The organism is Streptomyces griseoloalbus, assembly GCA_014650015.1.
GTDB classification, from domain to species: Bacteria; Actinomycetota; Actinomycetes; order Streptomycetales; family Streptomycetaceae; genus Streptomyces; species Streptomyces griseoloalbus.
Window position 1 is genome coordinate 245803 of sequence record BMUD01000008.1, and the last position, 22076, is coordinate 267878.

The following is a 22076-nucleotide window of genomic DNA, read 5'->3' on the forward strand; positions in this document are numbered from 1 at the left end:
CAGCACCTCGTGGATGGTTGACGCGCCTTGGCCGGTCTCCTGGCTGACGGGTACCACCGCCCGTGCTCCGCCTTCCCGGGTCCCGGGGGGACCCAGTGGCTGTCCGTGAGGACTGGAGCCGGACTTCCCGATCACAGTGGCGAGGGCCGCACCGGTATCGCACCGATTTCCCGTCACCAAGGCGTGGCGACAGTAGTGCCCGTTCCGGTCCGGTGACAAGCGGCCACAGGGGGCGCGCGGACGGCGCCCGGCGGCTCGCACGCCGGCGCAGACCTGCGCACTTGACACGGACGGCGCCTCGCGTCGACGCGGTGGACTGAGGGGTGGCCGTCTTGGGTAGAGCCTTGCTGCATTTAATATGCAACAACGATTACAAGGCAACAGGGGTGTGAGGTTCGATGACGACCCGACGCATACGGGGTGCCGCCGCCGCGGTGGCCATGGCCGGCGCCGTCGCCGCCTGCTCGGCGCCGGGCGGCGGTGGCGGGGACGGCGGCGCGTCCGCCGATTCCGTGGTGATCGGGGTCCCTGCCGAACCGGACACCCTCAGCCCGCTGCTCGGCTACGGCAAGGACGGCAACTCCAAGATCTTCGACGGCCTCCTCGCCCGGGACGCCCGTCTGCGGCTGAAGCCCGCGCTGGCGAAGGAGCTCCCCGAGGTCACCGACGGCGGCCGCACCTACACGTACACCCTGCGCGAGGGCGTGACGTTCAGCGACGGCGAGCCGCTCACCGCCGGCGACGTGGTCTTCACGTACCGCACCGTGCTGGACGAGGGGACGAACAACACCGCCAGGAGCGAACTGGAGGTCATCAAGGAGGTGCGGGCGGACGGCGACGACAAGGTCGTCTTCACCCTCGACCACCCCTACGCGGCCTTCGCCGCCCGCACGGTCCTGCCCGTCGTCCCCGAGCACATCGCCGGTGAGCAGGACCCCAACACCGGCTCCTTCAACACCGAGCCGATCGGCACCGGACCGTACGTCCTCACCGACTGGAGCAAGGGCGAGAAACTCACCTTCAAGGCCAATCCGGACTACTGGGGCGGCGCGCCGAAGGTGAAAAAGCTCACCATGGCGATCATCGCCGACGACGACGTCCGCGCCACCCGGCTGCGCTCCGGAGACCTCGACGGAGCGACCCTCCCGCCCAACCTCGCCGCCACCTTCGCGAGCGACGACGGCAAGAAGACCTACGAGGCGACCTCCTACGACTTCCGCGCCGTCACCCTGCCCACCGCGAACCCGGTCACCGGCGACACCGCGATCCGACGCGCCCTGGACCTCGCCGTGGACCGCGAGGCCATGGTCGACAGGATCCTCGACGGAGCCGGCCGCCCCGCCTACGGCCCGCTGCCCCTCGACGACCCCTGGTTCGCGAAGGACGTCGAACGCCCCCAGGACCTCACCGAGGCCAAGAGCATCCTCGACGAGGCCGGCTGGAAGCCCGGCGAGGACGGCATCCGCGCCAAGGACGGCCGGCCCGCCCGGTTCACCCTGTACTACCCCTCGGGCGACAAGGTCCGCCAGGACCACGCCCTCGCCTACGCCTCCGACGCCAAGAAGGCCGGCATCGACGTCAGGGTGGAGAGCGCCACCTGGGAGGTCATCGAACCCCGGATGAAGCACGACGCCGTGCTCGCCGGGTTCGGCAGCACCGGCGACCCCGACTTCGGCCTCTACACCCTGCTGCACTCCTCCCTGGCCGGGGACGGCTTCAACAACATGGCCCGCTACGACAACCCGGCCGTCGACAAGGCGCTCGACGCCGGCCGGCGGAACCCGGACACCAAGGCCCGCAAGGCCGCCTACGACGCCCTCCAGCGCGAACTCGTCGAGGACCCCGGCTACACCTTCCTCACCCACATCGACCACGTCTACGTCCTCGCCGACCGCTGGAACGGGCTGACCACCCAGACGGAACCGCACGAGCACGGCTTCGCCAGCGGCCCCTGGTGGAACGTCGAGGACTGGCAGCCCGGCGCATGACCCCCCTGCCCTGGGGAGCGATGGCACGACTGACGGCACGGCGGGCCCTGTTCGCCGTGCCCGTCCTCCTCGTCGTCACCTTCGGCGTGTTCGCCGTCGCCGCCGCCTCCCCCTTCGACCCCGTCAAGGCCTACGCCGGCACCGCCGCGCTCGGCGCCGACCAGGAGACCCTGGACCGGCTGCGCGACAACCTCGGCGTGGACCGGCCGTTCGCCGTCCGCTGGTGGGACTGGCTGACCTCCGCGCTCGGCGGCGACTTCGGCCGGTCCACCGTCATGCGCCAGCCGGTCGCGGAGGTCATCGGCGAACGCCTGGTGTGGTCGGCGCTGCTGTGCGCCGTCGCGTTCGCCGTCGCCGTCCTGCTCGGCACGGTGCTCGGCGTGCTCGCGGCCCGCCGTCCCGGCTCGCTCCTCGACCGCACGGTCACCTCCCTCGCGTACTCGCTGGAGGCGGCGCCGGTCTTCTGGATCGCCCTGCTCGCCATCTGGCTGTTCGCCCTGAACCTCGACGTCCTCCCGGCCGGCGGCCTCACCGACACCGGCAGCGAACACGTCACCGCCGGACAGGTCGCGAGTCATCTGGTCCTGCCCGCCGGCGTCCTCGCCGTCTCCCAACTGCCCTGGTTCACCCTCTACGTCCGTCAGGGCGTGGGCGACGCCCTCGCCGAGGACCCGGTGCGCGGGGCCAGGTCCCGCGGTCTGAGCGAACGCACCGTCCTGCTCGGCCACGCCCTGCGCTCCGGACTGCTGCCCGTCCTCACCCTGATCGGCTCCCGCGTCCCCGAACTCATCACCGGCGCCCTGCTGGTGGAGAGCGTCTTCAGCTGGCCGGGCATCGCCGCGGCCACCGTGGAGGCGGCCACCGCCGTCGACTTCCCGCTGCTGGCCGCGCTGACCACCCTCGCCACCGCCGCCGTACTCGCCGGAAACCTGCTCGCCGACCTGCTCTACGGACTGATCGACCCGAGGGTGAAGCTGAATGAGATGTGACTTTCATGGCTGACGGCACCGTCGAGAAGGCGAACCCGGCCGAGCCCGCGGCGGCCCCGACGGCGTGGCGCTCGCACGGCACCGCCCGCCGCTCCACCCACACCCTCCGGCTGCGCGTCAGTGCCGCCCTGGTCGCGGTGACCGTCCTCGCGGTCCTCCTCGTCCCCCCGCTGGTCCAGCTCGACCAGCAGGCCGTCGACCTGGCCGCCAAGCTCGAACCGCCCGGTTGGGCCCACCCCTTCGGCACCGACGACGTGGGCCGCGACCTGCTGCTGCGCTGCGTCTACGGCCTGCGGGTCTCCCTGCTCGTCGGCGTGGTGGCCGCGCTCACCGCCACCGTGATCGGCACCGCCGTCGGCGCCACCGCCGGCGCGCTCGGCGGCTGGGCCGACCGTGCGGTCATGCGCCTCGTCGACACCCTCGCCTCCGTCCCGCATCTGCTGCTCGGCGTCTTCATCGTCGCCATGTTCCGGCCGGGCGTATGGCCGGTGGTGGTCTCCGTCGGCCTCACCCACTGGCTGTCCACCGCCCGGATCGTCCGCGCCGAGGTGCTCTCGCTGCGCTCCCGCCCCCACATCGACGCGGCCGTCTCCGGCGGCGCCTCCCGGTGGCGGGTGACGGTACGGCACCTGCTGCCCGGCGTACTGCCCCAGGCCGGTCTCGCCGCCGTGCTGATGGTGCCGCACGCCATGTGGCACGAGTCGGCGCTGTCCTTCCTCGGCCTCGGCCTGCCCGCCCACACGGCCAGCCTGGGCACCCTCATCCAGAGCGCCCGCGGCTCCCTGCTCGCCGGACAGTGGTGGCCGACGCTCTTCCCCGGCCTCTTCCTGATCATCCCCACCCTCGCCCTCGCCGGTCTCGCCGGTGTCTGGCGGGAACGGATCAGTCCCCGCCGCCGATCGGAGCTCATGCTGTGACCGAGCGACCCCCCGTCCTGTCGGTACGCGGCCTGTCGGTGCGGTTCCTGCTGCCCGGCGGGCGCCGGATCGCCGCCGTCACCGACGCGCACTTCGACGTGGCGCCCGGCGAGTGCCTCGCCCTGATCGGCGAGAGCGGTTGCGGCAAGTCCGTCCTCGCCTCCGCCCTGCTCGGCCTGCTCCCGGCCAACGCCCAGACCGCCGGACGTGCCCTGCTCGGCGACCTCGACCTGCTCACCGCAGACGAACGCACCCTCGCCCGCACCGTACGGGGCCGCAGGATCGGCCTCGTCCCGCAGAGCCCCGCCGCCCACCTCACCCCCGTACGCACCATCCGCTCCCAACTGGAGGAGACGGTCGCCGAACTGAGGGGCGTACGGGGCCGGGCGGCCCTGCGCGAGGCCGCCGAACAGGCCGCCGAACGCGCCGCGTTCCCGCCGGACCACCTCGACCGCCACCCGCACGAACTCTCCGGCGGCCTCGCCCAGCGCGCCGCCACCGCCCTCGCCCTGGTCGGCGGGGCACCCCTGCTGCTCGCCGACGAACCCACCACCGGCCTGGACCGCGACCTGGTGGACCGCACCGTCGACGAACTGCGCCGCCACGTCGACGCCGACGGCGACCGGGCGCTGCTGATGATCACCCACGACCTTGCGGCGGCCGAACGCGTCGCCGACCGGGTGGCGGTCATGTACGCGGGCCGGATCGTCGAACTCGCCGACGCACAGGCCTTCTTCGGCGCCCAGGGCCCCCGCCACCCCTACAGCCGTGGCCTGCTGGAGGCACTTCCCGACCGGGCCTTCACCCCCATTCCGGGACTGCCCCCCGAACTCGGCGACCTCCCCGACGGCTGTGCCTTCGCCCCCCGCTGCGAGCGGACCACCGGGGCGTGCACGACGCTCCCGCTCCTCACCGGGTCGGTCGCCTGCCACCACCCGGTCCCGGCCGTCACCTCGGAGGACATCCGTGCTTGAACTGCGCGCCATCACCGCCGGCTACGACCGGCGCGCCCCCGCCGTACGCGACGCCTCCCTCACCGTCGCCCCCGGCGAGGCCGTCGGCCTGCTCGGCCCCAGCGGCTGCGGCAAGTCCACCCTCGCGAGGGTCGCCGCCCTCCTGCACCGCCCCGACGCCGGAACCCTCCTCCTCGACGGCACCCCCGTACGCCGCTGGCGCCACCGCGCCCCGCGCGAGAAGCGCACCGCCTTCGGCGTCGTCTTCCAGCAGCCCCGCCTCTCCGCCGACCCACGGCTGCGTCTCACCGACCTGATCGCCGAACCCCTGCGCGCGACGGGCCGGCGCGAGGCCGTGCCGGAACGCGTGGCCGAGCTGGCCGGAACCGTCGGCCTGACCCCCGACCTGCTCACCCGCCGCCCCCACGAGGTCAGCGACGGCCAGCTCCAGCGCGCCTGCCTCGCCCGCGCGCTGGTGCTGCGCCCCCGCTGGCTGATCTGCGACGAGATGACCGCCATGCTGGACGCCTCCACCACGGCCGCGCTGGTCGCGGTCGTCGAGGACTATCGCGCGTCGACGGGCGCGGGCCTGCTGGCCGTGGGCCACGACCAGACCCTGCTGCACCGCTGGTGCGACCGCACGGTCCACTGGGACACGGTGACGTCCGCGCCGACGGGGGCGGCTCGTCCTCAGCCGAAGCGGATGTCGCGCCCCTGAATGACGGTGGAGTTGTCCCCGGCCGTCGCCGTCGACACCGTGCCGGGGCCCGACGGACCGTTGCGGTGCGGCAGCAACGGAGCCAGCTCCTGGTCCGGCGCGCGTCGCAGCTCCCGTGCCGGCTCCGGCTGGTCGCGGACCAGCCGCTGGAGCTTGCGCTGCCAGTCCTGGGCGAGCCCGTACTCGGCATCGCGTCGTCGGCCTCGCGCGCCGTCAGCACCTCCTCGCGCACCTCGGCCGGTTCCGCCTCGACGGCCGGGACCCGCTCGGGGTGCACACGCCGCCCCAACTCGACCGCCGAGGTACGCGCCTGCTGCCACGCATCGGTCGCCATCGCGCCCACCAGGGCGGTACCGGCGGCCAGCACCAGTGGATCCGCATCGCCTCCATGTGTCAGCGGGCGGCCGGACCGGCGGCCACCGGTACCTCGTCCTCGGCCTCGGCACGGGACGGGCCGCCGACCTCGATGTGCCGGCCGCCCGACGGACGCCGGCCGCCCGACGGACGCCGGCCGCCCGACGGACGCCGGGCGTCAGACCTGCGGAGCCTGCGAAGATGTCTCGTCCAGGAACGCCTCGTCCGGTGCGCCGCCGAGGAAGCCCTCCAGGAGTTCGTCGATGCGCACCTCGGTGGCTCCCGCCGGAGCCGTGGCCTTCTCGCCCTTGCCCATGCGCAGCACCAGCGCGAACTTCTTGACCTTCGCGTTCTCCGCGAGCTTGGCAAGGTCCAGGGACACCTCGGTCAGCTCGCCGTTCTTCAGCGTGAAGTCGGCCGTGACCTTCTCGTTCGGTGCGTCCTTGAAGTCCTTGGCCGTCGGCAGCTCGGCTCCCGTCGGCAGTTCGTCCGCCAGCGGGCGGAGCTCGTCGAACAGCTCGGTCAGCAGCGTGCGGAAGGGAGCCGTGGCCTTGATGTGCTCGGTGCCGTCGGACCCGCCGGAGGTCGCGAAGTCGACCTCCTGGGCGATGACCTGCCGAAGCGCCTTGGTGATCTTCTTCTGCGTCTTGGCGTCGAGCGTGGGCTCCGCGGCGGGCTCCTCCTCCCCGGCCGCAGGCGCCCCAGCCGGCCCCCCGCCGGCCTCCTTCAGCTCCTTCGTCGAGACCTTGATCCATTCGCCGCCGAGAAGCTTCTTGAACGCCCCGGCGCTGTCGGGCAGTTCGTCGGCGGACGGCATGGGGGCGCCCGCCACCTGCCCGATCGCGTCCACGTCGGCGCGGACGTAGGTGTAGTCGCCGACCAGCCGGTACTCGATCAGATCACCGTCGGGGCCGCTGACCTTCATCGCCATGGCGCTGAAGTCCTTCTCGCCCGACTTCTCGAGCGGCTTCTCGGACTGCACGGAGAAGGAGATCCGGGTGCCGCTGAGCAGCTCGGCGATCTCGTCGGACATCTTCTCGTCGGACTCCGCCTGGGCGTCCATGGCCTTCAGCGTCGCGGCGTCGGTGTCCAGGTCCAGCTCGAAGGAGAGCGAGTTCTCCTTCCCGAGCTGGTCGAAGGCCCGGTCGAGCTTCTGGCCGGCGGACAGGTTCTCCACGGTGCCGCAGGCGGCGGAGCCTGCCAGGACCGCGGTGGCGATGGCGGTGGCGGTGAGGGTCTTGCGTATGGCGGGAATGACGGTCTCCTCGTAAATGCGACCAGAGCGGTCGCTGAAGAGACCCATCAACACGCCAAACGGTTGTACGCCGCACCAGGACCGGTCGGAGCACCCGGCCCCGCATGACCTACCCCCCGCCCCGAGGCTGAGCCGAGCAACAGCGCACCGGACACGGCTGTCGCGGCGGCGAGGAGCGGCGCGCGGCCCGGCCGGCGGCGAGGACGGCCGGCGACGCCATCGGCGCGGTGGCGGCGGTGGAGTACTTCCGGGCCGTGGCCCGAACGCCTTCGCTCGCTCACCAGCTGGGCTTCGCGACGTTGCCGTACGCCCAGCTGGAGCCCTTCGACATCTCGAAGTGCAGATGCGGCCCGGTGGAGTTGCCCGTGGTGCCGACCTTGCCGAGCTGCTGTCCGGCGGTGACCCGCTGGCCCGTCCTGACCTGGCGCTCCGAGAGGTGGCAGTAGGTGTAGACGTGGCCGTTGTCCGCGGCCAGCCCGATCCACTGGCCGTACGCGCCGCCCTTGCCGTTCGACCATGCGATCTTTCCGCCGCGTACGGCGACCACGGGGTCACCGGAGCCGGCGGCGAAGTCCTGACCGGTGTGCCGGCCGACACCGTCAGGCCGCCACGCGTAATTGCCGCGCTGGAAGAACCCGAACGTGACCTTGTGGCCGGGCACGGGCGACGGCACACGTCCCTTGCCGGGGCGCGGAGCGGGGGCGTGCCCGACCGCGCCCTTGCAGTCCACCGTGAAGCCGGAGAGGCGGCCGAGGGTGGTCAGGGAGGTGCAGCCGGGGACGCCGTCGGCATCGGATCCCTTGAATCCCTGGGCGAGTTGCTCGGCGCGGTAGGCGGCGCGGGTCTGCGCACCGAAGTGGCCGGTGGCGCCGTCGGGGATCTTGCGGCCCCGCTTGATGAGGGCCTTCTGGACGATGCGTACGTCCTCGTTCCGCTTTCCGAACCGCACGTTGGACAGAGCGACCATGGCGGTCCTCCCTACTGTGCTGTCCCGGGGCGCTTCCGGGCTGCCCGAACCGACCGGGGCGATCCGTCACCCGCCTTCGACGGTACGGGAGCGGTGTCAGCGCGGCGTCACTCCGGCGTCATCGCGGGGCGCGCGTGCCACGGCCGGGGTGCCCGGCGTGACCAAGGGGCTGAAAATGGTGCCAGAACGTCTCGTCGGGAGGATCGCGGCGTCCGGCGGGAGCCGCACCGGAAGTCCGAGTACCCGCGCCGTCGATGGGGGGCGAGAGCCCACGTGTTTCCGGCCCGGCACCGGCGCCACCGACCTCGGCGGTCCCCACACCCGCCTCAGCACACGGTGTGCGGGTTGAGGAGGTCGCGCAGGAACGACTCCGGGTTGGGAATCAGGTCCGCGACTGTGCCGAGGTCCATGCCCGGCACCAGCGCGACGGGCAGGGACAGCGGGCCGAGCACGAGCGGAGCCAGGAGCTGCCAGTTCTCCATGTGCTGGACGCTGCGCAGCAGTTCCCGCAGCGTCTCGCGCCAGTCCACGGCGGGAACCTGCGCGGGCACGGGGAAGTTGACCAGATGGCCTCGCTTGCCGCCTGCGGTGGGCATACGAGCGAGACCCGCCAGTGTGGACACGGCCGGTGGGGTGATCGAGTGGCCGCAGGCCGAAGTGGCGAGTGCCGACATACCTGACTAGGCTGATGAATTGCAGCAAACGTACATATCCGGACCTGCGCTGCGGTGGCGGAATCGAGACGCGCGCGGTGTTCGCCGACGCCGATCCGTCGATTCCCGCACGCGGCGAACACCGGCAGTACATGCGCGGTGACCTCGAAGTGAACGGGCAGCCCGCGCGCTTCCTCACCGTGGAGAACGGGGTCGCGACGCCCCGTCAGATGCGATCCCGGCCGGCCCGGGCTCCGCCGGCGACCATCATCGAGTACGGCCGGGCCGCGTCCGACCCGGCCAACCGGTTCCACGCCGACCTGGTCACGGGCAGCGCGACGTCCCCGTCGGAATCGGCCACCTCAGCCGATCGACGTGCGCGACGGCGGAATTCTCCTGTCACCCGTGAACGGACCGTCGAGCCACAGCAGAAGGAGCACCGGTCATGAGCGAGCCCGGTACCGTGGTACTGCCCCTCCAACGGGAGGGCTCGGTCCAGGCGGTCGCCTTCAGCCCCGACAACAAGCGCTTCGCCAGCGGCGGCAGCGACACCCGTCTCAGGGTGCGCCCGGTGGGCATCGGGGCGCCGCCGCTGGAAGTGACGGTCGACGGGTCCGTGACCGGCATCGCCTTCAGCCCGGACGGCAGCGAGATCGCCGTCGCCGACTTCGAGCAGGTGTTCCTGCGGGACAGCACCACCGGCACGGCCGTCTGGCAAGGGCCGCTCGCCCCGGGCAACTCGGTGAACAGCGTGCGGTTCGCCCCGGACGGGCGGGTCGTCGCGGCCACCGACACCCTGATCGCCGTACTCGATCGGACCTCCGGGGAGACCAAGCGGCGGATCACCGTCGACCCGCCGCTGATCGCCGACGTGGACCTGAGCCGGGACGGCACCCGGATCGCGGTGGCCGTCGACGAACGGCACGGCGGGAACCACCGGCACGCCGGATCCGCCCGGGTGTACGAGCTGGCCGCCGGCACCGAGATCGGACGGCTCACCCCGGACGACGCCGTCTTCGCCGTCGCGTTCAGCCCCGACGGGAGCCAGGTGGTGTGCTGTGCCGCGGACGACACCACCCGGATGTTCGAGGCGCAGGGCGGGCAACAGGTGTGGCCCACTCCGGAAGACGTCGATGACCAGGTCACCGCCCCGAACTGCCTGGCGTTCGACCCCAAGGGCAACTGGACCGTGGTCGGCGGCTCCGACGGGTTCGCCCGAGTCCTGGACGCCGACATCGGCCTCGAGAAGGGCCGGGCACCCAAACTGAAGCCCGGCGACCCGGCTGACGCGAGCTTCGGAGCCGTCACGCAGGTCGCGTTCCACCCCAACGGCAAGCTCGCGGCCAGCGCCTCCATCGACAACGTCGTACGGCTGTTCAACGTCACCGGCGGCGAGCTGTACACCGTGCCCACCGACGAGGTGCTGGCGCTGCGGTTCAGCCCGAACGGCCGCTGGCTGGGCGTCGGCACCATGAACGGCCCCATGGTGATCGACAACGGCGAAGCCAACCAGGGGTGAGCCCTCATGGACCCGCATCAGCTTCTCCAGCAGGTCGCCGGTCAACTGCGGGCGCTGGCCCGGGACGCGGTGGACGGCCTGGCCCGCGCCCTGCCCGAGGTCGGCGAGGACCCCTCGGCCGCGGGCACCGTGCTCGCCGGGCGACTGCTCGCCGTGCACGACCGGCTGCCCGCCGGGAACTCCCTGGTGGAACTCGTACGGGAGACACTCGGCGACCTGGACGCCGCGTCGCCCGTCCGGCTGCACGGCTGGCGGCGGGCGCCCGGCGCGCCGCTCGGCGTCGCCCTGGTGCTGAACGACCCCGCCGGACCGGCGACCGGGCGCGCCGTCCTCGGAGTGACCGCGGACGGACCGGTGTTCGACGTGGTGGTTACCCCGGGAGCGGCCCTGACGCTGCCCCGAACGGCCCGGGGGCCGTGGAGCGCCGAGGCGACCGTCACCTCCGGACAGGGCTGGGACGCCGCCTTCGGGCCGGGCCTGCCGCCCGCGCCGCCCGGCGGAACCGCGACGATCCGGCTGCGCCGCACCGGCCGGCTCGCCGCCGGGATGACCGACGGGCCGGGGATCGGCGTCGACGGCATTACGCTCGGCGTGACCTCGGAACCCGGCACACCCGCCGCCGCCGAACTGGAGTTGCAGGGCTTCACCGCCGCCGTCCTGCCCGCCGCACTGGCCAGGCTCCTCGGCGTCGGCGGGGCGAGCCCCATGTCGGGTCCGCCCCCTCCGGTCGTCCTGCGCGCCGACCGGACCGGTGGCCTGCGCTTCGCCGGCACCGGCGGCCTGCAGGCCCCCCTGCCGCTCCGGCTGAGCGGTCCGGCCGTGTCCAGCCGGGGTGCCGCCCTGGAGCTGACCTCCGACGGGGGCGAGCCACGGCTGGCCCTGTCCGTGTCGGCCAGCGCCGGGCTGCCCGGCCTGCCGCTCCGCGTCCACCTGGACCGCGCCGGCATCGAACTGCCCGTCACGTTCTCCCCGGCGACCCGCCCAGGACTCGACCCGAGCCGACTGCGCGAGCTGTTCCCGGACGGCATCGGAACCGAGCTCCAAGTGCCGCCCGTCTCCGGCGGCGGCCTGGTCCGGCGCACCCCCGACCAGGGCTACGGCGGCCTGATCTCGGTCGACCTGGGCGTGCTGCGCGTCCAGGCGGTCGCCCTGTTCCGGCCGCCCGACGGCAAGGCACCCACCAGCTTCCTGGTGCTGCTCGCCGCCCAGTTCCCGCCTCCCGGTATCCAACTCGGCCTGGGATTCGCGCTGGACGCGGTCGGCGGGCTGGTCGGGGTGAACCGACGCGCCGACGTCCCCGTGCTGCAACAACTCGTCTGCGACGGCAACGCCGACCATGTGCTGTTCCCCGACCGGGCCGTGGAACGCGCCCAGGAGATCATCGGGTCCCTCGGCTCGGCGTTCCCGGTGGCCGCCGGGCGCATCCTGGTCGGGCCCATGATCCGCATCACCTGGGGCGACCGGATGGTGTCGCTGTCCGGGGCGGTGATCCTCGAACTGCCCGCACCGGCGCGCGCGATCCTGCTGGGACGGCTGCTGGTCGGGCTGCCCGACCCGGTCCTGCCGCTCATCCGCCTCCAGGCCAGTGTGTTCGGCCGTATCGAACCAGCCGTCCCCCTGGTCGAACTGCTGGTGTCGCTGTCCGGCTCGTGGATCGTGGGACTGGCCGTGCGCGGCGAGATCTACCTGCTCGTACGCGGCGGGGCGCAGCCGGAGTTCGTGCTGTCCGCCGGCGGCTTCCACCCTCGCTACACCCGTCCCGCCCGGGTGCCCGCGCTCGACCGGCTCCAGGTGGACCTGGCCCCGGGCAACGGCTTCGGACTGCGCATGGAGGCCTACTTCGCCGTCACCTCCAACGCGGTGATGTTCGGCGGACAGGTGCAGTTGGACGCCACGATCGCCGGCTGCGGTGTGCAGGGCTGGCTGGGACTGGACGCGCTGTTCGTCTTCGACCCGGTCTTCGCCTTCTCCGTACGGGTACGGGCCGGAGTGGCGGTGCGCGCCTTCGGCCGCCGACTGGCCGGGATCGCCCTGGACTTCACGCTGGAGGGCCCCGCCCCCTGGCACGCGTTCGGCACCGGCAGCATCTCGGTGCTGTTCTGGGACGTCGAGCTGGACTTCGACGTCCGCTGGGGCTCGCCGCCGGCCGTCCAGCAGAAGGGCGGACGCAATCCGCTCGAGGCACTGACCCCCGAACTGGCGCAGACGAAGGCCTGGGCCGCGGAACGGCCGGCCGCCGAACGCACCGCGCTGGTCTTCACCCCCGCCGCGAACGAGAAACTGAACCAGGGAAGCCTGGTGCACCCCGACGCCACCCTGCGCGTCACCCAGCGGGTGGTCCCGCTGGGCGTGCCGATCTCCCGGTTCGAGCGGCGTCCGGTACCGCTGCAGACCTGGACGATCAAGGACATCACCCTCGGCAGGTCACAGCCCGCCGCCGGACTCCCCTCGCTGTCCGAGCGGTTCGTGCCCGGCGAGTTCTTCGACCTCACCGAGGACGCGCAGTTCACCGAGCCCGCGTTCGTCAGCCGCGCGGGCGGACTGCGGGCGGGCCCCGACGGCGTCCGGACCGGCACCGGCCACCGCGTCGACGACGGCTACGAGACCGGCTACGAACCCCCGCTGCCCGAACGGCAGTTCTCCGTCTGGCCGGGTCTCTTCCGCCGCGAGGCCGTCTACGCCGTCAGCGCCGCCGAACGGCTCGAACGGTGGCACACCCCCGAAGCGGCCGTCCAGGTGCGCCCTGCCCGGCTGAGCGTGGCCGCCGCCGACACCCTCACGCCGCTGCTCGACGACGTCAGCCTGGTCGACGCCACCTCCGACGCCTGGCAGGCGGTGAGCGGACAGCTCGCGCGACCGCGGAAGACGCTGCGGCTCGTGGAGAGCTGGGAGGTGCGCCGATGACCGCGCCGGGCGGGCGGCCCCTGTCACGCGATCCGTTCGGGAGCGGCGTATGAGCACACGGTGGTTCTTCTCCTCGGCGCGGATCGGCGCCGCCGCCGCGTCGGACGGCCAGGCACTGTCGACGGCCGTGCGGTTCAGCCGGGACATCGAAGGCCGCCGCGAGGAGCCGGAGGTGAGGGGACCGACCCTGTCCCTGGTGGGACCGGGCGACGTGCTCGGCTTCGACCGTGCGATGGTGCTGCGGCAGGAGCCGCCGCCCGGCACGGCGGACGCCGCGGAGAACGTGCTGGCGAGCGTCGAGCTGGCGCACGCCGACCTGCCCTGGCTGCTGTCTCCCGGCACGGTGGCCACACCGGGCGGGCCCACCCCGCAGCCCTGGATCGTGCTGGTCGTGCTGGCCGAGGACGAGGCGGCCCCGCCGCGCGCCGTGCACCCGCTCCCCGTGCTCACCGCCCCGGTCGCCGCCCTGCCCCCGCTGGCCGAGCGGTGGGCCTGGACCCATGTGGAGGCGCGGCTGCCCGACGACGTCACCGACGTCGAGAGCGCACGGCGGCTCACCGAACAGGGAATGCGCGACCACTCGGCCGGTGTCGTCGGCCGCCTGCTGTGCCCGCGCCGACTGGCCCCTAACCGCGGATGGATCGCCGCGGTGGTGCCCACCACCGCCGCCGGGCGGGACGCGGGCCTGAACGCGGCACCCGGGGCGGCGGCCACCGCGGACGCCTGGCCGGTCCCCGGCCGGGACACCGTCGACCTGCCCGTCTACCACTGGTGGACCTTCCGCACGGGACAAGCGGGCACCTTCGAGGAACTCGCCCGCAGGCTGCGCTTCCGGCCCGCCGCCGAGGCCGGACTCGGCACCCGGATCATCGACGTCCGCCGCCCCTGGCCCGCCGAGGAGTCCGCCGGGCCGGCCACCGTCGCCATGGACGGCGCGCTGCGGGCGCCCGGCACGGCGACGCCCGAGACCTGGTCCGACCTCGCGGCCCAGGACCGGTTCCGCGCGCTGATCCGCGAACGCGTGGACGCACCGGCCCTGCGCCGGGACGAGATCGTGGCAGCGGGCGACGAGGAACCCGTCGAGGACGCGGACGTCGTCGCCGTGGCCCCGCCGCTCTACGGCGGCCACCACACCGGCGAGCAGACCGTGCCCGCCGAGCCGGACCACTGGATGAGCACCCTCAACCTGGAGGTCCGCCGGCGGGTGGCCGCCGCGCTCGGCGCCCGCTATGCGCAGCTGGAGCAGGAGTTCCTGATGGCCCGCGCCTGGGAGCAGGTCGGCGCGATCCGGCAGGCCAACCGGCTGCTGGCGGCGGGTGAGCTGGCCGCCGTCGCCGCCGAGCGGGCCCAGCACAAGCACGTCGCCCCGCTGGGAGCGGCCGACCTGGTCACCGTCATGGCACCGGTGAGCGGACGGGTGCCCGTGTCCGCGGCCGAGCCCGGCGCGGAGGGGACCACTTTGGCCACCATGCTCGTCGCGGCCCCGGAGCAGCTGCCGATCGGGACGGCCAGTACCTCGTTCGTCCGGCTGACCCGCTCCAACGGCGCAGCGGCCCGCCGGGCCCGGCGTGGCACGAACGGCGGTGCCGGCGACGGCCAGGCGGCCGAGCCGTACCTCGCGCAGAAGCTGGCACAGTTGGGCATGATGGGCGACGGCGAGCCGGAGGCCGGTCTTCCGGGCGAGCTGCGCCGCAGGCTCGATCCCCTGCCGCTGCAAGTGCTCCGGATGGCCGACCGCATCCCCGCCGGCTCCTGGACGCAACGTGCCGAGAGCGACCGTCCGTTGCGGCCGATCATGGCCCACCCGAAGTTCACCGTGCCGATCGCCGAGGAACTGCTGGCCCGCTGGCCGGAGTGGGCCCTGCCGGGCATCGGCGCCCTGCCGCCGGACTCGGTGACCCTGCTGGAGACCAACCCGGAGTTCATCGCCGCGCTGCTGGTCGGGCTCAACCACGAGTTCAACCGAGAGCTGCTGTGGCGGGAGTTCCCCACCGACCAGCGCGGCACCCCCTTCGCCCGCTTCTGGCCGGGCGACAGCGCGGACGTCGAGGAGATAGCGCTGTGGCCGCCCGAGGCCCCGCTGGGCGGTCGGCTGCGCACCGGCGGCGAGGGCGATCTGGCGATGCTCGTGCGCGGCGACCTGCTGCGCCGCTTCCCCGGCACCGCCCTGCTCGCCGTACGCGCGGTGGACGGCAAACTGCCGCCCGCGTTCGACGGAGTGCCGGCCACGCCGCTGGTCCTGGACGATTCCACCGTGCTGTACCTGTTCGCCGACCTCGACGAGGAGCGGGCCCGCTCCGAGGACTGGTTCTTCGTGTTCCGCGAACCGATGCGCGGCACCCAGTTCGGGTTCGACTCCGGCGAACAGCCGGCCGCCATGGGGACCTGGGCCGACCTCACCTGGAACGGCGTCGGCGTGGACGCCGCCCGGTGCGTACGGCTCGGCCAGGCCCCCACCACGCCGACCCGGCTGACCCAGCCCGATCCACCGGTCTGGGCCCGGGACGCGGCCGACATGGCCCGCATCGCCTTCCAGCAGCCCTTCCAGCTGGCCTTCCGGGCCACCACGTTGCTGGGCGGCTGAACACCCGCCCGAGGACAGGAGCAGTGGGGACATGACCGACGCGTTCGCCGCACGCGCGCAGCTGGACCGGGCACGCACCGAAGCCGACACCGCGCAGGCCCGCGCGGATGAGCAGGAGGCCGTGGTGCGACGCCTCCGGGCGCACATCCAGGCCGGCCTCCCGGAGCCCCCCTTCCCACCGAGCAGTGCCGACGCGCTCGCCGCGGCCGAGGCGGCCCTGCCGGAGCTTCAGCGCGCCGCCGAGGAGTCGAACGGCCTGGCCGCCTCGGCCCAGGAGGAGCTGACCCGCGCTCTGGGAGAGGGCGAGTCGCTGTTCCCCGACGACAACACCGCCCCGATCGCGCTGCTGCCGGTCCGCGTGGAGACCATCTGGTGGGAGCCGCGCACCCTGCGGGTGCGGATCTACCCGGACGACCTCCTGCTCTCCCGGTTCGAACCCGAGCTGACCCCCGCCGAGACGGCCGCGGGCACCGCGTACTGGCAGAACCCCGGCCCGGAAGCCTGGCAGAAGGTGCTCACCGAGCTGCGCCCGGCCCGCGCGTCCTGGGCGGTCCGTGCCTGCCGTCCCGGCGCTCCCCAGCCCGCGGTACGTCCCGAGGATCCGGGCGCGCACCGTACGCGCGCGGTGTCGATGCCGAAGCAGTGGCGCTTCCTCGGGCTGTTCGACGGTCAGGTGGTGGTCGACAAACTGGGCCGCCGGGTACCCGACCCGCTGCCGATCGGCCTGCTGCGCGCCGAGGAGGAGGGCTGGGAGACCGACTGGTTCGAAGCGGTCAAGGCCGGCATGGGCATCGAGCTGGTCCTCCCGCCCGAGAACACCGAGAACCTGGACCAGCTGCTGGTCGTCGGCGTACGCGACGACGGGCCGGCGGACGGCGCGGCCCGGCTCCGCGACCTGCTGCACGGCCACCGGTTCGGCGGCGGGCTCGGCCTGCTGCCCTCCGGCACCGCCACCAACAACACCCCACGCGCCCGCTCGGGCTGGTCCTCGGCCCCCGCCTACCCGGGCCCGGACCCCGACCCGGAAGCGGGGGAGCGGCCGGTCGCCGACGCGCTCGCGGCCGCCCTCGGCCTGCCGGACGCCGGATTCCTGCGCGGCTGCCCCGGCGCCGCGGACACCGAACCGTCGGCCGTCGCCGCGCTGACCCTGCTCACCTGGCCCACGCTCGGCAAGGGTTTCGCCGAGGCCGCGCTCAAGACGATCGACCTGGGCACCCAACAGGTGAACCGGGTCGCTCCCGCCGGGCCGTGGCGCGCGATCCGCGACCACCTCGCCGACCATGTCCGCGGCCGCGGGCCGCTGCCGATGCTGCGCGCCGGCCGCCAGCCGTACGGCGTCCTGCCCGCCACCGCGCTCGACGACTGGCGCGCCGAACACGTCGACGACGTGGACGGCCTGATCGCGCCCTGGCTGCTGCGGCTGCGGGAACGCTCGCGGGCGGCGCTGAACAACCCGGAGGCCATCGACCCCGTCCCCCGGGTCGAGCAGGGCCGACCGGTCGACCAGGTCGCCGTGGAGGCGTTGCAGCGGCTGCCGGTGGCCACCGGCCTGGCCATGATCCGCATGAACAGGCCGGGGCGCGCCGTGTCGCGCACACCACTCGACGAACCCCCCGCGACACTCGGCCTGCCCGGTCTGTCCCCTGACGGCATGCTGCGCTGGACCACGAGGAGCGACGGCTGGACCTCGCTCGGCTGGGGCCTGGACCAGGAGACCGGCGTCCCGGAGTTCGCCACCAGGCTGTGCCCGGACCCGGAGGCCTTTCCGGCGCGGGCCACCGCCACGGCCGACTATCTGGACGCCGTACGGGCCTTCCTGGCGGGCGAGCTGGACGCCGAGGCGTTCGACCTCCAGTGGCCGGTGGAGCTGTCCACGGGACGGGACACCCCGCCCCGGCGCAGTACGTTCTTCGATCTTCCGATGCCGGCCGACGAACCGGACGGCGAGGAGGAGCAGCCGGGCGAGGGGGAGGTTCCGCCGGAGGGGGAGGGGCCGGTCGGCGGGGACGGCGGGGTCCCGCCCGAGGACGACGAAGCACCTCCACAACCCCCGGAGGAGCCCGAACCGGACATGAGCGGTGTGCTCGACGCGCTGCTGTTCCTGCCCAACTGGTCCACCTTCCTGGACGACTTCGACCCCACCGACGACCCTCTGCGCCAGGCACTGGCCGTCCTCGGCGATGTGGACCAGCTGGTGGCCGACGTACTGGAGGGCCTGGACGAGCGCGAGCGCGATGAACGCGTCGCGGCCGCGCACCGGGCCGCGGGCGCGCTGCCCAGGCTCGAACAGGCACTGCGGACCCTGGCCGCCGTACCGGTGACCCGGCTGCCCGAACTGCTGGCGGAGGTCGTCGACGTCCACGCGCACCGACTGGACGCCTGGATCACCTCACTGGCGTCGAAGCGTCTGGCCGAGCTGCGGGCATCCGGGGCCGAGGGCGTCCGGTTCGGCTGCTACGGCTGGGTGGAGGACCTGCGCCCGCCGGAGCCGAGAGAACAGCTCGACATCGAGCTGGACGACGTGACGACCACCGTCGAGGTGTCCGCGAAGGACGGCTACATCCACGCGCCCTCGCTGCACCACGCCGCAACGGCCGCCGTCCTGCGTTCGGGCTTCCTCGGCAACCCCGACGAACAGAGCTACGCGGTCAACCTCACCTCCCGCCGCACCCGTATCGCCCGCTGGCTGCTCGGCGGCGTACGCCAGGGCCAGAACCTGGGCTCGCTGCTGGGCTACCGGTTCGAACGGGCCCTGCACGACGCCGAGCTGGACCACCTGATCGAGCGGTTCCGCCGCCAGTTCCCCGTCCCGGTCGTGCCCGAGACGCCGGCGCAGGAGCCCGACGCGGACCTCTGGGCGCGCAGCGCCGAGGCGATCTCGGCGCGCAACGTCGTCGACGGCATGGCCCTCGCGCGGGCCGGGGCGGGCGCGCCCGACCAGGCCAGCGTCATCGACCAGGCGCCGGTGGTCGGGTCGGACACCGACCGGGCGGCCGTGACACCGCTGCTGGACGACCTCGCCGACGCGCTCGACGCGGTCGGCGACCTGGTGCTGGCCGAGAGCGTCCATCAACTGGTGGGAGGCAACCCGATCCGCGCGGGCCTGACCGCCGACACCCTGGGCCGCGGCGAGGACGTGCCGGACACCTTCCGCGTGCTGAGCACCCCGCACCGAGCCCGAGCCCTGACCCACCGGACGGCCGCCCTGTTCCCGGCCGAACCGGCCACGCCGACGGGCTGGCCCGCCGATCCGCTCGCCGCGCTGCAACCCGCGCTGGAGAGCTGGGTCGCCCATCTCCTCGGCCCCGCCGAGGGCTGGACACTCGCCGGACGACTGGGCGGCGGGCAGGACGACGCCCGGCCGTTCGAACTCACCGCCGACCGGCTCGGATCGGGCGCGCTGAGCACCGTACTGGACGCGGCCGCCGTGGAACCGGCCGGGCTGCGCAGGGCCGTCCAGAACGCGATGGGCGTCACGCCGGACACACCGGTCACCTGGGACGGACCCGGCTGGAGCGCCCTGCACGGCCGGGCGGCCCGGATCCGTTCCCTGCTGTCCACCGCGCAGCCGCTGCTGCCGTCGCACCTGCCCGAGGACCCGGGCGGCCGCTCGGTCGACACGGCGGGGCTGCGCACCCGCCTCGCCGCCTTCGCCGCCGGCCCCCTGGTCGCCGGACACCCCGCCGGGGCCGGGCTGCGCGACCTGGCCGCGGAGCAGGTCGCGCCCGAGTCGGCCGACTCCTGGCTCTCACAGGCCAGGACGGCCCTGTCCGAGGTGCTCGGCGCGGACATCCCGCTGCTGCCCGAGCTCACCGCCCCGACACCGCCTCCCGAGGGCCGCGGCGAACTGCCCGGCGCCGCCGTCGAGGACTGGCTGCGGCGCAACGCCGCCGTACGGCCGCCGGCGCGCACCCTGCACGAGACGCTGCTGCTGGCCGGGAACCGGGCCGGGCGGGTCGAACGCCTGCGGGCCGCCCAGCACCCGACGAGTGACGGTGACGCCTGGATCGGCGGCACCTTCCCCGCCGGACAGCGACCGCCCGCCACCACTCACCTGGTCTGGCACGCACCGGCCGACATCCCGCCCGGCGCGGCCGTCACCGGCGTCGTACTCGACGAATGGATCGAACTCCTCCCCGGTTCGGATCAGCTTCCGCCCGGACCCGATCCCGCCCCGCAGACCGAACTGACCGGGGTCGCCTTCCACTACGACCGCCCGGACGCCAAGGCCCCGCACAACCTCCTCATCGCGGTACCCCCGGACCTGAGCCGCGGCTGGACCTCCGACGGCCTGGTGCAGGTGGTGAGGGAGACGCTGGAGCTGGCCAAGCTGCGCGCCGTCGACAGCGACGACCTGCCCGCGCTGGGCGCGCTCCTCCCCGCCGTCCGCATCGCCCACGAGGGCGCGACCGGCCGGGCACTGGGCAGGATCGAGACGAAGAGGGACGACAGCGACCAGGAGGGCCCCTTCCAGCTACAGGTCCGGCACCGGACCTCCGACGTCGAGGCGGGGCTGGCCGCACGGGTGCACGACCCGCTGTGGCTGCTCACCCGGCAGTGGCAGTTCGGGGAGTTCACCGCCCAGGACGCCGGTTCCCCGGCGGTGGTCCGGATGACCGGCAGCAGCGCGCCCATCGACGCGTGGCGCCCCGACGGGGCCGCCGACTGGGTGCCCTATCGACTGGCCCACGGCCCGCTGGACACCCAGATCGAGGACGAACCCGTCCGGGTCGACGAGCGGCTGCGCGCCGAGGGCGGCGCCGCGCTGCTGCGCATGTGCGACGAAGCCGGACTGCTCACCGCCGCCCTGACGGCCCTGGCCCCGCACCGACTTCCGGCCGGCGAGCCCGACACGGGCCTCGTCGGCCTGCTCGACGGCCGGATGCCGGACGCGCAGTCGGTGGCGGCCGCGCTGGACGCGGGCACCTTCGACACCGGTCCGGACCCGCGACTCGGTGACGTCGCCGCACGGTGGCGGAGCTGGTGGGCCGGACAACTGGCGGAGCACGGCCCGGACTGCTTCGACCCGCACCGCTGCGAGTACGCCGCCGAACTGTCCACCGGCGGTACGGTGCTGCGAGCCGAGGAGTACCAGGGCGACGGCCTGGACTGGTACAGCCTCGACGTCCACCCCGACCCCGAGGCCGGGGCGGCACCGCAGGGCCCGAGCCACGCGTTCACGGAGGAAGGCCTGCCGTCGACGGTGCGCTACGGCGGGCTGCCGGCCGACCGGTACTGGGAGACGGAGGACGCCCTGGTCGACCTCGGGGCCACGGATGTGTCCACCCTGGACACCGGCCGCCTGCTCCTGATCTCGTTCGCCACGGTCTTCGGCAACGACTGGTTCCTGGTCCCGCTGGAGGTGCCGACCGCCTCACTGACCGTCCTTGACCAGCTGCTGGTGCGCGACGTCTTCGGCCGCCAGCACCTGGTGCGGCGCGCCGGCCGGGAGGACCCGTCCTGGTCGATGTTCACCCTGGACAGCCCCGACCCGGACCATCCCGCGGCGTCCGGGCTGCTGATCCTGCCCACCGAACGCGGCCAGACGGGACAGCCGCTCGAACACGTGGTCCTGGCCCGCGACGATCTGGCCAACTTGGCATGGGCCGTTCAGCACCACTACACCGACGGCCGTGGGGAACCGGTCGACCGCCGGGACCGCTGGGCGCGCGGCGACGCATCGGTCCCGGACACCGTCGGCGAACTGCCCGCGTACGCCGTGCAGAGCATCGTGCCGGACTACTGGTTCCCGCTGGTCCCCGAGCCGGTACGGGCCGGTCGGATCCGGTTCCGGCTGGCCGCACTCACCGGCCCCGGGCTCGATTCGCGTCCCGAGGGCCGACTGATCACCCCCGGACTGTGGCTGCACGAGGAGGAAGTGCCGCGCGAGGGGATCCGCGTGGTCCGCCGCCCGGTGCTGGCCCGCTGGTCGGACGGCTCCTGGCACAGCTGGGTGCGCAGGGAGAAGACGCCCGGTACCGGCGAGAGCTCCAGCGGCCTCGCCTTCGACACGGTGCGCCCCACGGAGCCGTGGCCGTGACGGCTTCTTGCGGGGCCTGCCGGGTCCGATCCTCGTGCGCCCCACGGAGCCGTGGCCGTGACGGCCTGTCCGCTTCGGGGCCGCCGGTGACCGCCTCCCCTGAACGGGGGAGCGGGCGGCCGGATACCTGCCGCGCGGAACGATCCGGCGAGAGTGTAAGGACCGTCACATCGTGTGAGTAATGGTGGGGTGGCTCTGGCGAGCGGTGAACAATCAGCGGGGAACGCACAAGAGG

13 protein-coding genes and 1 riboswitch are annotated in these 22076 nt (G+C 73.7%); of the genes, 10 read left to right on the forward strand and 3 right to left on the reverse strand.

The genetic code is table 11. The features are described 5' to 3' along the window. Positions 1–12 precede the first annotated feature (12 nt). Positions 13–196: riboswitch (cobalamin riboswitch) on the reverse strand. A gap of 202 nt (positions 197–398) precedes the next feature. From IE178_RS14995 to IE178_RS15015, 5 genes are read left to right on the forward strand one after another with little or no spacing between them, the layout of a single operon-like run. Further along, positions 399–1988 (forward strand): ABC transporter substrate-binding protein, encoded by a 1590-nt coding sequence (locus IE178_RS14995; RefSeq protein ID WP_193512596.1) that lies wholly within the window; start codon positions 399–401, stop codon positions 1986–1988. 20 nt (positions 1989–2008) lie between these two features. Further along, complete coding sequence (locus IE178_RS15000; RefSeq protein WP_184761577.1) at positions 2009–2977, forward strand: ABC transporter permease; 969 nt, start codon at positions 2009–2011, stop codon at positions 2975–2977. 5 nt (positions 2978–2982) lie between these two features. After that, the gene (locus IE178_RS15005) at positions 2983–3894 is read left to right on the forward strand and encodes an ABC transporter permease (RefSeq protein ID WP_193512597.1); all 912 of its coding nucleotides are present in this window, start codon (positions 2983–2985) and stop codon (positions 3892–3894) included. Next, positions 3891–4868 carry an ABC transporter ATP-binding protein gene (locus IE178_RS15010; protein WP_193512598.1) on the forward strand — a complete coding sequence of 326 codons (978 nt, stop codon included), beginning with the start codon at positions 3891–3893 and terminating at the stop codon, positions 4866–4868. The genes IE178_RS15005 and IE178_RS15010 overlap by 4 nt, the downstream gene beginning before the upstream one ends. Continuing rightward, entirely contained in the window at positions 4861–5565 is a 705-nt protein-coding gene (locus IE178_RS15015) for an ABC transporter ATP-binding protein (protein WP_184761574.1), read from the forward strand. The genes IE178_RS15010 and IE178_RS15015 overlap by 8 nt, the downstream gene beginning before the upstream one ends. A 532-nt stretch (positions 5566–6097) precedes the next feature. On the opposite strand, the gene IE178_RS15020 is transcribed toward IE178_RS15015, so the two are convergent. The 3 genes from IE178_RS15020 to IE178_RS15030 all read right to left on the reverse strand — a co-directional run bounded on the left by IE178_RS15020 (position 6098) and on the right by IE178_RS15030 (position 8764). After that, positions 6098–7222, reverse strand: a complete 1125-nt coding sequence (locus tag IE178_RS15020) for a hypothetical protein (protein WP_318280063.1) — start codon at positions 7220–7222, stop codon at positions 6098–6100. A gap of 229 nt (positions 7223–7451) precedes the next feature. Continuing rightward, entirely contained in the window at positions 7452–8141 is a 690-nt protein-coding gene (locus tag IE178_RS15025; RefSeq protein WP_193512599.1) for a peptidoglycan DD-metalloendopeptidase family protein, read from the reverse strand. Between the two features lie 326 nt (positions 8142–8467). After that, positions 8468–8764 carry a hypothetical protein gene (locus IE178_RS15030; protein ID WP_193512600.1) on the reverse strand — a complete coding sequence of 99 codons (297 nt, stop codon included), beginning with the start codon at positions 8762–8764 and terminating at the stop codon, positions 8468–8470. A gap of 65 nt (positions 8765–8829) precedes the next feature. Between IE178_RS15030 and IE178_RS15035 the strand changes: the two genes are divergently transcribed. Genes IE178_RS15035 through IE178_RS15055 form a run of 5 tightly spaced genes read left to right on the forward strand, consistent with a single transcriptional unit; the run spans position 8830 to position 21841 of the window. Further along, positions 8830–9243 (forward strand): hypothetical protein, encoded by a 414-nt coding sequence (locus tag IE178_RS15035; protein ID WP_193512601.1) that lies wholly within the window; start codon positions 8830–8832, stop codon positions 9241–9243. After that, the gene (locus IE178_RS15040) at positions 9240–10313 is read left to right on the forward strand and encodes a WD40 repeat domain-containing protein (protein WP_193512602.1); all 1074 of its coding nucleotides are present in this window, start codon (positions 9240–9242) and stop codon (positions 10311–10313) included. Before IE178_RS15035 ends, IE178_RS15040 begins: the two co-directional genes overlap by 4 nt. Before the next feature lie 6 nt (positions 10314–10319). Next, positions 10320–13217, forward strand: coding sequence for a DUF6603 domain-containing protein (locus IE178_RS15045; RefSeq protein WP_193512603.1), 2898 nt, complete (start codon positions 10320–10322; stop codon positions 13215–13217). Positions 13218–13266: 49 nt separating this feature from the next. Next, positions 13267–15801 (forward strand): hypothetical protein, encoded by a 2535-nt coding sequence (locus IE178_RS15050; protein ID WP_193512604.1) that lies wholly within the window; start codon positions 13267–13269, stop codon positions 15799–15801. Positions 15802–15832: 31 nt separating this feature from the next. Further along, entirely contained in the window at positions 15833–21841 is a 6009-nt protein-coding gene (locus IE178_RS15055; RefSeq protein WP_193512605.1) for a hypothetical protein, read from the forward strand. The last annotated feature ends 235 nt before the right edge of the window (positions 21842–22076 follow it).

What these genes read in the sequence shown, in the direction of transcription:
- IE178_RS15005 (WP_193512597.1), top strand. Translation starts at nt 2,983, where the DNA reads ATGGCTGACGGCACCGTCGAGAAGGCGAACCCGGCCGAGCCCGCGGCG.
- IE178_RS15045 (WP_193512603.1), top strand. Translation starts at nt 10,320, where the DNA reads ATGGACCCGCATCAGCTTCTCCAGCAGGTCGCCGGTCAACTGCGGGCG.
- IE178_RS15000 (WP_184761577.1), top strand. Translation starts at nt 2,009, where the DNA reads ATGGCACGACTGACGGCACGGCGGGCCCTGTTCGCCGTGCCCGTCCTC.
- IE178_RS14995 (WP_193512596.1), top strand. Translation starts at nt 399, where the DNA reads ATGACGACCCGACGCATACGGGGTGCCGCCGCCGCGGTGGCCATGGCC.
- IE178_RS15035 (WP_193512601.1), top strand. Translation starts at nt 8,830, where the DNA reads ATGAATTGCAGCAAACGTACATATCCGGACCTGCGCTGCGGTGGCGGA.
- IE178_RS15025 (WP_193512599.1), bottom strand. Translation starts at nt 8,141, where the DNA reads ATGGTCGCTCTGTCCAACGTGCGGTTCGGAAAGCGGAACGAGGACGTA.
- IE178_RS15055 (WP_193512605.1), top strand. Translation starts at nt 15,833, where the DNA reads ATGACCGACGCGTTCGCCGCACGCGCGCAGCTGGACCGGGCACGCACC.
- IE178_RS15040 (WP_193512602.1), top strand. Translation starts at nt 9,240, where the DNA reads ATGAGCGAGCCCGGTACCGTGGTACTGCCCCTCCAACGGGAGGGCTCG.
- IE178_RS15050 (WP_193512604.1), top strand. Translation starts at nt 13,267, where the DNA reads ATGAGCACACGGTGGTTCTTCTCCTCGGCGCGGATCGGCGCCGCCGCC.
- IE178_RS15020 (WP_318280063.1), bottom strand. Translation starts at nt 7,222, where the DNA reads ATGGGTCTCTTCAGCGACCGCTCTGGTCGCATTTACGAGGAGACCGTC.